Here is an 11,771-nt window from a genome sequence, read left to right on the forward strand (position 1 = left end):
CTACCGGTCCGCCGCCGCCGAGGCCTGTGCCTCACCGCGGCGGTGGATCTGCCGGAAGGTGAACTCGGCCAGGTCGTCACCGGCGCGGAAGACCTTGGTGTCCTTGTCGGTGACGTTCTTGCCGTCGGTGAAGCCGGCGATCGTGAAGTAGGCGTAGCGGCCGTAGGCGTTGCGGGTCGAGCGGCAGAAGGCGCCGTCGCAGAACGGCTTGACGCCCTTGCCGAACAGCGAGCGGACGATGCTGCGGTCGTCGGTGCCGGCCTTGGTCTTCGTCGCCCGCGCCTCGGTGTCGAACAGGGCCACACCGACGGTGACAGCGATGTCGCCCTTGATGTAGGTGGCGCGGATCAGACGGGTGCAGTTGTTGGCGGTGAGTGCCTTGGGCAGGGTGCCGCCGGCGCCGGTGGCGCAGTTCTTGGTGTCGGCCGTCGGCCCCTTCTTGTACACCGTGCCGCCCACGGTGAGCTGGGTGCCGGGGAAGAGGGTGCCGGCGCCGAGGGGCGCGGTGTCCTTCCCGGCACTGGATATGAAGTCCTTCGGGTCCAGCGGCGGCGGGGCGCTGGTGGGTTCGAAGGACGGCGCCGCACTGCCCGAACCGCCGGGCAGCGAGGCGCCGGCGGGCACGCCGGTGGGGCTGCCCGAGGCCTGGTCGTCGCCGTTCGCGGACACGACGGCGAGCGCGACGGCGGTGCCCACCGCCACCGCGGCCAGCGCGCCGCCGACGACGAACAGCACCTTGCGGCGCTTGGTGCGCGTCTCCGAGGCCTCCGCGAGCGCGGCCCAGTCGGGTGTCCCGTCGTCGCCGCTGTTCCAGGGCTGCTGGGAATTCGGTTTCCAGGGATCCCACTGAGACTGGGGTCCCCCCTGCCCGTAACTCATGGGGCGCATCTTAGACGGGGGCGCAAGGGGGCGCGGTCCCTCGGGTGGCCTGCCTCGTTTTGACCCTTCCGGGGGCGTCCAGGTAACCTGCTTCTTCGTTGTGTATTGGCTTGCTCATTCTCACGGGACGGGCCCTTACACCGGTCCACCGGGCCGATGACCAGCGATCAGCACGCGGTTTGCGTCACCGCGGTGCGGTCGAGGCTGTCGTGATCGTTTCGGTGACCTGTTCAGGACCATTCACTCGAAGCGAAGGCTACGAACCGTGCGTACGTACAGCCCCAAGCCCGGCGATGTGACGCGCCAGTGGCACGTCATCGACGCCCAGGACGTTGTCCTCGGCCGTCTCGCCACCACCGCGGCGACCCTTCTCCGCGGCAAGCACAAGCCGATCTACGCGCCGCACGTCGACGCTGGTGACTTCGTCATCATCATCAACGCCGACAAGGTGCACCTGTCCGGCAACAAGCGGACCCAGAAGATGGCGTACCGCCACTCCGGCTACCCGGGTGGTCTGCGCTCCGTCCGCTACGACGAGCTGCTGGACAAGAACCCCGAGAAGGCCGTCGAAAAGGCCGTCAAGGGCATGCTCCCCAAGAACTCCCTGGGCCGTCAGATGCTCTCGAAGCTGAAGGTCTACAAGGGTGACCAGCACCCGCACGGCGCCCAGCAGCCGGTGCCGTTCGAGATCACCCAGGTCGCGCAGTAATTCCGGCCACCCCCAAGACCAGCAGAGAATCTGAGGAGAATCGTGGCCGAGACCACTGCCGAGCAGCCGCTCGAAGAGCTTGACATCGACAGCTACACCACCGAGTCCGAGGTCCCCGTCGAGGGTGAGTACACCTCGGAGTCCATGGCCTCCCGCTTCGGCGAGCCCCAGCCGGCCGCCGGCCTGGGCCGCCGCAAGAACGCCATCGCCCGCGTCCGGATCGTCCCGGGCACCGGCAAGTGGAAGATCAACGGCCGCACCCTTGAGGACTACTTCCCGAACAAGGTGCACCAGCAGGAAGTCAACGAGCCCTTCAAGGTGCTTGAGCTGGAAGGCCGTTACGACGTGGTCGCCCGCATCGCCGGTGGCGGTGTCTCCGGCCAGGCCGGTGCCCTGCGCCTCGGTGTCGCCCGCGCCCTGAACGAGGCCGACGTCGACAACAACCGCGGCCCGCTGAAGAAGGCCGGCTTCCTCAAGCGCGACGACCGTGCGGTCGAGCGCAAGAAGGCCGGTCTGAAGAAGGCCCGTAAGGCCCCGCAGTACAGCAAGCGCTAAACAGCAGCTGCCTGCTCGTACTCCGAACGCCCCGGCGGCACGCCACATGTGCCACCGGGGCGTTCGTTTATCCCGGCCAAGGGCGTATAACGACACAAGACGCTCAAAGGCTGGTGTGATCGGATGACCTGGCGTCTGCCACCATGCAGGGCAGCAAGGACGCTTCCTCAGGAGGACAAGTGGGACGACTCTTCGGCACGGACGGCGTGCGCGGTGTCGCCAACGCGGATCTGACGGCCGAGCTGGCCCTCGGCCTCTCCGTGGCCGCGGCGCATGTGCTGGCCGAGGCGGGCACCTTCGCGGGCCACCGGCCGACCGCGGTGGTCGGGCGGGACCCGCGGGCGTCCGGGGAGTTCCTGGAGGCCGCGGTGGTCGCGGGCCTCGCCAGCGCGGGCGTGGACGTGCTGCGGGTCGGGGTGCTGCCGACGCCCGCCGTCGCCCACCTCACCGGCGCGCTCGGCGCCGACCTGGGGGTCATGCTCTCCGCCAGCCACAACGCCATGCCGGACAACGGCGTCAAGTTCTTCGCCCGGGGCGGCCACAAACTGGCCGACGAGCTGGAGGACCGGATCGAGGCCGTCTACGACTCCCACCGGCACGGCGAGCCCTGGCAGCGGCCCACGGGCGCCGGAGTCGGCCGGGTGCGGTCGTACGAGGAGGGCTTCGAGCAGTACGTCGGCCATCTGCTGTCGGTGCTGCCCAACCGGCTGGACGGGCTGAAGATCGTCCTGGACGAAGCGCACGGCGCGGCCTCGGGGGTCTCGCCGGAGGCGTTCTCCCGGGCGGGCGCCGAGATCGTCACGATCGGCGCCGAGCCGGACGGGCTCAACATCAACGACGGGTGCGGCTCGACCCACCTGGAGAAGCTGACGGCCGCCGTGGTCGAGCACGGCGCGCATTTCGGCATCGCGCACGACGGGGACGCGGACCGCTGCCTGGCCGTGGACCACACCGGCGAGGAGATCGACGGCGACCAGATCCTCTCGGTGCTCGCGCTGGCGATGCGGGAGCACGGAGCGCTGCGGTCCGACACCGTCGTGGCCACGGTGATGTCCAACCTGGGCTTCACACTGGCGATGGAGAAGGCCGGCATCCGGCTCGTGCAGACCGCCGTCGGCGACCGGTACGTGCTGGAGGAGATGAAGGAGCACGGCTTCGCCCTGGGCGGCGAGCAGTCCGGGCACGTCATCGTCCTCGACCACGCGACCACCGGTGACGGCACGCTGACCGGGCTGCTGCTGGCGGCGCGGGTCGCCGAGACCGGCCGGACGCTGCGGGACCTGGCCTCCGTGATGGAGCGGTTGCCGCAGGTGCTGATCAACGTGCCGGACGTCGACAAGTCCCGGGTGCGCACCTCCGCCGACCTGGCCGCCGCGGTCGGCGAGGCCGAGCGGGAGCTGGGCGAGACCGGCCGGGTGCTGCTGCGGCCCTCCGGCACCGAGCCGCTTGTGCGGGTGATGGTCGAGGCCGCCGACATCGAGCAGGCCCGCTCCGTGGCCGGCCGGCTGGCGGACGCGGTGAAGTCGGCGCTGGGCTAGTTCCCTATGCGGCCCGGCGCTGCCAGAAGTACTTCTGGGCGAGCAGCGTGAGGGTGCCGGCGATGACGATGCCGGCCAGGTTCAGCAGGAGTTGCTCCGAGGAGCGCGCGGTCTGGTCGGTGTCGCCGTAGACGAGCGCCACGGCCGCGTTGGCGGCGGCCGGCACCGTCGTCACGGAGATCGCGACGCCGACCAGGGCACCGGACTTGGCGGAGGTCAGGGACAGGGTGCCGGCGATGCCGGCGAGGACCGCCACGATGAACGAGAACCAGTCCGGGGCGTAGATGAAGCCGGTGTTGGGGCGGTCGGCCTCCAGCCGGGCCTTGCTGAACAGGCCTACGGCGTCCATGAACAGGCTGAAGCCGGCGGTCAGCGCCATCGCCACCGCGAAGCCCACCAGCAGCGCCACCGCCGACCGCCACGCCAGCCGCGGGTGCCGCCGCACCAGGGCCGTGCAGATACCGGCCAAGGGACCGAACTCCGGGCCGACCGCCATCGCGCCGACGATCAGGATCGCGTTGTCCAGGACGACACCGCAGGCCGCGATCATCGTGGCCAGGGTGATGAAGGCGACGTAGGTGACCGACAGGGTCGACTCCTCGTGGGTCGCGTCGGTCAGCCCCTCCCACAGCACCGCGTCCGCGCCCTCACCGGGCGCCTCCTCCTCGGCCCGGTCCGCGCGCCGGGACAGGGAGAGGTCGATGTTCTCCAGCGCGATGGAGCCGGTGCGGTCCAGGCCCAACGCGCGCAGCGCGGTGAGCAGGCCGTCGCCGGCCTCGCGCGCCACGTCGCACAGGACGAGGTCCCCGGCGGGGTCGCGGGCGGCGCCGGGAAGGACGACGAGGTGGGCGGTGCCGACCGTACTCTCGATCAGGCGCACCACCTCGTCCGTCGTCCCGGCCGGGGTGATCAGGCGCAGATGCAGCATGGCGCCTGTCTAACAGATGAGCCCTTCTTCCCGGTGCGCGTCACAGCTTGCGCAGCCGCAGCCGCTGCACCTTGTGGTCTGGGCCCTTGCGGACGACCAGGGTGGCGCGGCCCCGGGTGGGGGCGATGTTCTCGACCAGGTTGGGCCTGTTGATGGTCCGCCACAGGGTGCGGGCGTAGTCGAGGGCCTCCTCCTCGGACACCTGGGTGTACTTGCGGAAGTACGAGTCCGGGTCCTGGAAGGCCGTCCGGCGCAGTTTGCGGAAGCGGTTGAGGTACCAGCGCTCGATGTCGTCGCCGGCGGCGTCGACGTACACGCTGAAGTCGAAGTAGTCGGCGAGACCGACCCGGGTGCGGCCGTCCTCGCCGGGCAGGGCGGGCTGGAGGACGTTCAGTCCCTCGACGATCAGGATGTCCGGGCGGCGGACGGTGAGCCGCTGGTCGGGGACGATGTCGTAGATCAGGTGGGAGTAGACGGGCGCGGTCACCTCGGCCTTGCCGGCCTTGATGTCGGCGACGAAGCGGGTGAGGGCGCGGCGGTCGTAGGACTCGGGGAAGCCCTTGCGGGACATCAGGCCGCGGGCCTCCAGTTCCCGGGTGGGCAGCAGGAAGCCGTCCGTGGTGACCAGCTCCACGCGCGGGTGTTCGGGCCAGCGCGACAGCAGGGCCCGCAGGAGCCGGGCGACGGTGGACTTGCCGACGGCCACCGACCCGGCGACCCCTATGACGAAGGGGGTGCCGGACTGGGAGCCCTGCTCGCCGAGGAAGGTGTTCAGCGCGCCTCTGAGTCCGTCCGTGGCGCCGACGTAGAGGTTGAGGAGCCGGGACAGCGGGAGATAGACGTCCCGCACCTCGTCGAGGTCGATGACGTCGCCGAGCCCGCGCAGCTTCTCCACCTCCTCGGCGGTGAGCGGCAGCGGCGTCTTGTCGCGCAGCGCACTCCACTCGGCACGCGTGAGGTCGACGAAGGGAGTCGCCTCCGGCCTGTGCCGGTGGGCGCTCCGGGGCATCGAGGAGACCGGTGAGATCACAGTCCATTGTTAACGGAGTTTGAACGGGGCGGTGGGGTGGGGTGCGTCACGTGTGGGCGGGCGCCGGCATCCGGTCGGTGGCCTGCTGACCGTGCCGCATCACTGTTCGCCGAATTCCCCAAGCTCACTGATCAGCCGCTGGCGAGCTGCTGCCAACTGGTCGGAGTAGGAGGAGTCGAAGATCGATGACACTCGTGTTTCCAGCGTTCCGTTGATCTTGAACAGGGCGGACCAGACGGCGCGGTCATCGACGAGCGCCGAGAATTCCGCCCGATGCATGACACGACTCATCCAGTCGGACAGGACGAGCGCCTGGTCGTCTGTCAACTCAATCTTCACGGAGATCTCTTTTCGGATCGTGCTTTCGTCCCGACGCTCTGTCTCTTCGTGACGCTGCAGTCTGTCGCGCGAACGATGTCCTTGCCGGACTTGCCCTTGGTGCCCCGGTGGGAATTTCCGGTTTCGGGCAGGCTGTGGCCGTTTACGGTCGCGTTCGGATCGTAGGCTGCCGCTCATGTGCGGAATCGTGGGATACGTAGGGTCGCAGTCGGCGCTCGATGTCGTGATGGCCGGGCTGAAGCGGCTGGAGTACCGGGGGTACGACTCGGCGGGGGTCGCCGTGCTCGCGGACGGGGGGCTGGCCGCGGCGAAGAAGGCCGGGAAACTGGTCAACCTGGAGAAGGCGCTGGTCGAGGGGCCGTTGCCGACGGGTTCGACGGGGGTCGGGCACACCCGTTGGGCCACGCACGGCGGTCCGACGGACGGCAACGCCCATCCGCACCTGGACAACGCGGGCCGGGTCGCGGTGGTGCACAACGGCATCATCGAGAACTTCGCGGTGCTGCGGGCGGAGCTGGCCGAGCGGGGGCACGAGCTGACCTCCGAGACGGACACCGAGGTCGTCGCGCATCTGCTGGCCGAGGAGTTCTCGGCGACCGGTGACCTGGCGGAGGCGATGCGGCTGGTGTGTCGGCGGCTGGAGGGCGCGTTCACCCTGGTCGCGGTGCACGCCGACGCGCCGGACCTGGTCGTCGGCGCCCGCCGGAACTCGCCGCTGGTGGTCGGCGTCGGCGAGGGCGAGGCGTTCCTGGCCTCCGACGTCGCCGCGTTCATCGCCCACACCCGCTCCGCGATCGAGCTGGGCCAGGACCAGGTGGTGGAGCTGCGCCGGGACGGTGTCACGGTGACCGGCTTCGACGGCCGTCCCGCCGAGGTCCGCTCCTACCACGTGGACTGGGACGCCTCGGCCGCCGAGAAGGGCGGCTACGACTACTTCATGCTCAAGGAGATCGCCGAGCAGCCCAAGGCGGTCGCCGACACCCTCCTCGGACGCATCGACCCGTCCGGTTCGCTGACGCTGGACGAGGTCCGCATCAGCCCGCAGGAGCTGCGCGAGGTCGACAAGGTCGTCATCGTCGCCTGCGGTACGGCCTTCCACGCGGGGCTGATCGCCAAGTACGCCATCGAGCACTGGACGCGGATGCCGTGCGAGGTGGAGCTGGCGAGCGAGTTCCGCTACCGGGACCCGATCCTGGACGGCCGCTCCCTGGTCATCGCCATCTCCCAGTCCGGCGAGACCATGGACACCCTGATGGCGCTGCGGCACGCCCGCGAGCAGGGCTCCAAGGTGCTGGCGATCTGCAACACCAACGGCTCCACCATCCCGCGCGAGTCGGACGCGGTGCTCTACACGCACGCGGGGCCCGAGGTCGCCGTCGCCTCCACCAAGGCGTTCCTGACCCAGCTGGTGGCCTGCTACCTCGTCGCCCTCTATCTGGGCCAGGTGCGCGGCACCAAGTGGGGGGACGAGATCCAGGCCGTCATCCGGGACCTGTCCCGGATCTCGGAGGAGGTCGACCGGGTCCTGGAGACCATGGAGCCGGTACGTGCGCTCGCCCGCACCCTCGCCGCCAAGGACACGGTCCTCTTCCTGGGCCGGCACGTCGGCTACCCGGTCGCCCTCGAAGGCGCCCTGAAGCTCAAGGAACTCGCCTACATGCACGCCGAGGGCTTCGCGGCGGGCGAGCTGAAGCACGGGCCGATCGCGCTGATCGAGGAGGACCTGCCGGTCGTCGTGGTCGTGCCGTCGCCGCGCGGCCGGTCCGTCCTGCACGACAAGATCGTCTCCAACATCCAGGAGATCCGGGCCCGGGGCGCCCGCACCATCGTCATCGCCGAGGAGGGCGACGAGGCGGTGGTCCCGTACGCCGACCACCTCATCCGCATCCCGGCGACGCCGACGCTGCTCCAGCCGCTGGTGGCCACGGTGCCGCTCCAGGTCTTCGCCTGCGAGCTGGCCACCGCCCGGGGCAACGAGGTGGACCAGCCGCGCAACCTCGCCAAGTCCGTCACGGTGGAGTGACGCCGGGTCAGTCGCCCTGTTCCGTACGGCCCTCGGCGCGGCGGCCGGTGAACAGGCCGGGGTCGAGGCGGGCCGCCTGGACCGCGTTGACCCCGACGATCCCGACCCAGGCGGCGATGACCCCGGGCAGCCCCGCGAAGGCGCCGGCGATCGCGGACAGCGGGATCGTCAGCACCAGGGTGATCAGGGCGAAGCCGTGGCGCTCGGCCCAGGTGTCGGCGTCGGCCGGCCTGGACCGCCGGGTGTCGCGGGCCGCCGCCATCTGCTGCTCGGCGAGCTGCCGGCGCACCCGCCGATCCACCGCACCGTCGATCCGCTGCTCGACCTTCTCCAGGAAGGAGTCCACGAGCGCGGAGTCGTACTCCTCGCCCAGCTCCCGGCGTGCCCGCACGGTGGCGTCGAGGTCCTTGCGGAGATCCGCGTCCTGTCCGAGGCCGGCGTCCCGCGGGTCCAGTGTGGTCATGCCCCTCACCCTAGGAAGCGCGCCGGCTCCCGCGCACTGGGGACAGCCCCCCTGTCGGGGGCGGGGCGGGCCCCCGCGTTCTGGCTGAGAGCCGGAATCGGAACAAAGAGAGCAGGCCGCCGCATCGCGTGAACGCGGCCCGGCAGACGGAGCCCCTGGCCGTGATCAGTACTGGCTTTTGAGGTCAGTGCCCTTGGGAGCCCGCCAGCAGCCGGAGACGATGTTGATCAGGATCTTCGGTTCCTTCTCGTGACCGGCTGTCGGGCTCGATACCCAGAGTTCTGCGTTCACGGAGAAGGGCTCGGTCTCGGAGTCCGCGGTGAGTTGGAGGGTCTTGTCCCGGCTCTTGTCCGGGCCGTACTGGACGATCTTCCATCCTTTCCCGGGAAGACCGTTCCGCAGCCGCTGGAAGCCCGCCTTCAACTCGTTCTCGGGCACGCCGTAGACCGACCACGGGTGAACGGTCTGATAGAGGTGCTCGGGGTCCTGGTCACAGGTGGAGATACTCGGGCCCGGCTCAGTGGCCTTGCCGGAGGGGATGTTGATCAACTCGTAGATCTGGCTGGATACGGCTTTCGCCTTCTCACGAGCTTCGTCCACGTCGAGGACGGTGGGCTTCGAGCGGGTCGTCTCGTGCGCCGCCGCGGCGTCTGCCTTGTGATCCATGGTGTTCGAGCAACCTGTTCCGATGAGGGAGAGGATGGTGACGGTGACCGCGATGCCAAACCGATTGCCCCAGGAGCGGCGACGGGAGGAGGGAATCAATGGTCCTCCTGGACCTTGTCATAGCGGCCGACGACTACCGCTGCCTGGTTCTTGAGGCTGTCCTTGTCTTCGTCCCAGTAACCGCTGTGACCGCTGGTGTCGACGTGCATCCGGTGGGCGTCGAATGCCTCGTCCGAGGGGACCGTCTGGACGTAACCGGCATCGTACGGCAGCCCGTGGAAAGTCTGGACGCCCCACTTGTAGCCACCGAGGTGCGCGACTTTGCCGCCCAGCGGGACCAAGTCGTCGCTCGCGGCCTCGGACCACACATGGCTCTTGCCGACGTCCAGATCGCTCGCGTCGCCGACCAGCATGCCGGGGCTGCCCGCCACGACGATGTCATCCGCGGCGAAGTGCCCGGAGGCTTTGGACGCGGCGCCCACGGTGGTGGATCCGTAACTGTGGCCGATGACGGTGGTGTGGCTGGCGTCCGGGCCGCCCTGGACTGTCTGAAGACCGTCCAGGAAATTATTGAGCTTGGGTGCGCCCTCATAGGCCCAGTGCTTCTCCATGGCTTCGGGGGTGATGCTCTGCGGGGCGTCGTATCCGATCCACGTGATCGTTGAGGTCGACTGGCTGACCGACATGCTGTTGGCCTCCTTCCACACCCGCGTCATGCGTCTGATGTCCCCTTCGGCCCCCGCCAGCTTCGACTTCGTCCCCGGCACATAGACGGCCGTGTTGTCCGCCGTATCCGGGTTGCCGTTCGCCACGATGGCGTGACCGTTGTCCTTGGTGTCGAAGCCCAGCAGGTAAGCCGGTGGCAAGCCGTCGATGCCCGTCTGGTCCAAGCGGGCCTGGATGGCCTTCATACCGTCGAGCTGTCCCTTGAGCCGCCCGCCCCCCATGGCCTGCCAAGCGGTCCACTCCGGATTACGCATCACTCCGCCTGCGGTGACGACTGTCTTGGAGGGCTCCGGACCCAGTGCGTCGAGCTCGCTCTTCACCTGGACACGCGACTCGTCCAGCACGATCCGGTTGGACGAGTCGCGGACCACGCTCGGTATGCCGTCGAGCGCACCGATCTCTGCCGGATACAGCGTCTGGTACTCCTCGCGCTCCTCTTGCGTGAGGCCGTCCCACCATGTCCTGTTGGCGACTGGGGACCTGCCATGCGGAATGCTGTCCTTGCCGAGGTAGGTGCCTACTGTCTTCTGGACATCGCCCATGTCGTGGGCCTCGTCCAGGAGCATGTCGTCGGTCACGACCAAGCCGTCCGGCGCTTTCAGTTCGCGCAGTATCTTCGCGTACCGGTTGTCGGTCTCCGTGGCGCTGGTCACCGCCTGAGAGATGCGCTCGGCGATGTCCTCGGCCTCGCCCTTGTTGGGGTCGCCGTCCGCCTCGCCTGCGCCGGGCAGGTAGGGCACCGGGGCGCCCGACTTGGCGACTCCGGTGCCGGAGGAGGTACGGGGAGCCAGAGGCAGGTCGGCGCTCCTCGGATACTCGACCGAGCCGTCCTCGTTGACCGTGAACTCGAGATCAGCCGCGTCGTCGAGGGCCTGCTTCAACTTCTTCTGCGCCGCGGACAGTTCGGAGGCGAGAGCGTTCAGGGCCGTACGGACGAGACCGCATTCGCTGTGGAGGTACTGGTAGTTCCGGCCAAGCTGTGTCAGATCCCGCTCGGCCGAGGTCTGCGCCTCACCCTTCTGCGTGGCGCGGAGCGGGCCGGCCATCTCCTGGTCGGCCCGGGTGCGTGCGGCGTCGGACCGGTTGCTGACCGTGCTCCAGCCGTCGGCGGCTCGCTCGTACTCGGTGAACTTCGCGTCGCGCAGCTGCTGCCATGTGGGCACGCTCGCCTCACCGCGCCCAATCGGGCTTGTTGTCGCCGACGTGCACGCCGCTGACCTTGCCGGCGACGGCGGGATCGATCTCGCCGAAGTCCCGGCCGGACTTGGCGAGCGCGCCGTGCAGCCGGTCGCACTCGTCGCGCACCGAGGTCAGCCGCTTCTCCCAGGTGGGAAGGATCTCGTTCAGCGCGGCGGTGGAGGTGAAGCCGTCGGTTCCGCCCTTGACACCCTCGTGGGCCGTCTTGAGTTCCGTCAGCCCCGCGTTCGTGACCGTCCGCAAGTCCTGAGCCACACCGGAAGCCTTGGTCCACGGACCCTTCGACGCCTTCAGATCAGGAGCCGACCCGCCTGGGGCACTGCTCGATCCTCCGTCCGCCGGATCGGCCAGGTGGTCGATCTGCATCCGCTGGGCCGTACTCGCCTTGAGCCGCTCCCACTCGTCCCACGCCATCAGTGCTGGTCCTCCCCCTTCTCGCGGCGGCGCTGGTGTGTGTCGTGACGTGTTGTGTCGCCGCGGTGCGTCACTCTAATTAACCGGCCCCTCAAGCACATGAGTGCGGGGACTGAGTGGCTGAGTACCTGTACTCATTCGCCGCCGGCTGATCGATCTCATGGCTCTGTCGGACTTGATGCTCACGGCGGCGAAGATCGGCGAGCCCTTACCGCAGGAGTGATGGGCGGGCACGGTGAAAGGCCTGACATCCGCGGTGCCGAAACGAACCGGGGGATCTTCGCTCCGGGGCGGCTTCGGGTGA

At 69.2% G+C, this 11,771-nt stretch carries 12 protein-coding genes; 4 read left to right on the forward strand and 8 right to left on the reverse strand.

The annotated features are described in order from the left end of the window. A complete protein-coding gene (locus NX794_RS17540; protein ID WP_258779481.1) occupies positions 1 to 879 on the reverse strand; it encodes a hypothetical protein in 879 nt (292 codons plus the stop codon). Between the two features lie 265 nt (positions 880 to 1,144). Here NX794_RS17540 and rplM point away from each other — a divergent pair, with 265 nt between their 5' ends. From rplM to glmM, 3 genes are all read left to right on the forward strand, one after another. Beyond that, complete coding sequence (gene rplM, locus NX794_RS17545; RefSeq protein WP_258779482.1) at positions 1,145 to 1,588, forward strand: 50S ribosomal protein L13; 444 nt, start codon at positions 1,145 to 1,147, stop codon at positions 1,586 to 1,588. Positions 1,589 to 1,630: 42 nt separating this feature from the next. Then, positions 1,631 to 2,143 carry a 30S ribosomal protein S9 gene (gene rpsI, locus NX794_RS17550; RefSeq protein WP_020276276.1) on the forward strand — a complete coding sequence of 171 codons (513 nt, stop codon included), beginning with the start codon at positions 1,631 to 1,633 and terminating at the stop codon, positions 2,141 to 2,143. 179 nt (positions 2,144 to 2,322) lie between these two features. After that, a complete protein-coding gene (gene glmM / locus NX794_RS17555; protein ID WP_258779483.1) occupies positions 2,323 to 3,681 on the forward strand; it encodes a phosphoglucosamine mutase in 1,359 nt (452 codons plus the stop codon). Positions 3,682 to 3,685: 4 nt separating this feature from the next. Here the strand turns inward: glmM and NX794_RS17560 are convergent, their stop codons facing one another. The 3 genes from NX794_RS17560 to NX794_RS17570 form a co-directional block, all read right to left on the reverse strand. After that, positions 3,686 to 4,609 (reverse strand): DUF389 domain-containing protein, encoded by a 924-nt coding sequence (locus tag NX794_RS17560; protein ID WP_258779484.1) that lies wholly within the window; start codon positions 4,607 to 4,609, stop codon positions 3,686 to 3,688. Between the two features lie 40 nt (positions 4,610 to 4,649). Further along, entirely contained in the window at positions 4,650 to 5,618 is a 969-nt protein-coding gene (gene coaA, locus NX794_RS17565) for a type I pantothenate kinase (protein WP_258779498.1), read from the reverse strand. Between the two features lie 120 nt (positions 5,619 to 5,738). Further along, positions 5,739 to 5,978, reverse strand: coding sequence for a hypothetical protein (locus tag NX794_RS17570; protein WP_258779485.1), 240 nt, complete (start codon positions 5,976 to 5,978; stop codon positions 5,739 to 5,741). A 175-nt stretch (positions 5,979 to 6,153) separates the two neighbouring features. Here NX794_RS17570 and glmS point away from each other — a divergent pair, with 175 nt between their 5' ends. After that, a complete protein-coding gene (gene glmS / locus NX794_RS17575) occupies positions 6,154 to 8,001 on the forward strand; it encodes a glutamine--fructose-6-phosphate transaminase (isomerizing) (protein WP_258779486.1) in 1,848 nt (615 codons plus the stop codon). Between the two features lie 7 nt (positions 8,002 to 8,008). On the opposite strand, the gene NX794_RS17580 is transcribed toward glmS, so the two are convergent. The 4 genes from NX794_RS17580 to NX794_RS17595 form a co-directional block, all read right to left on the reverse strand. Continuing rightward, complete coding sequence (locus tag NX794_RS17580; protein WP_258779487.1) at positions 8,009 to 8,464, reverse strand: hypothetical protein; 456 nt, start codon at positions 8,462 to 8,464, stop codon at positions 8,009 to 8,011. 165 nt (positions 8,465 to 8,629) lie between these two features. Further along, positions 8,630 to 9,229, reverse strand: a complete 600-nt coding sequence (locus NX794_RS17585; protein ID WP_258779488.1) for a hypothetical protein — start codon at positions 9,227 to 9,229, stop codon at positions 8,630 to 8,632. Further along, positions 9,226 to 11,019 carry an alpha/beta hydrolase family protein gene (locus NX794_RS17590; RefSeq protein WP_258779489.1) on the reverse strand — a complete coding sequence of 598 codons (1,794 nt, stop codon included), beginning with the start codon at positions 11,017 to 11,019 and terminating at the stop codon, positions 9,226 to 9,228. The genes NX794_RS17585 and NX794_RS17590 overlap by 4 nt, the downstream gene beginning before the upstream one ends. A gap of 7 nt (positions 11,020 to 11,026) precedes the next feature. Continuing rightward, positions 11,027 to 11,467 carry an amino acid ABC transporter permease gene (locus NX794_RS17595; protein WP_258779490.1) on the reverse strand — a complete coding sequence of 147 codons (441 nt, stop codon included), beginning with the start codon at positions 11,465 to 11,467 and terminating at the stop codon, positions 11,027 to 11,029. Positions 11,468 to 11,771: the final 304 nt, after the last annotated feature.

The organism is Streptomyces pyxinicus (genome assembly GCF_024753135.1).
Classification (GTDB): Bacteria; Actinomycetota; Actinomycetes; order Streptomycetales; family Streptomycetaceae; genus Streptomyces; species Streptomyces pyxinicus.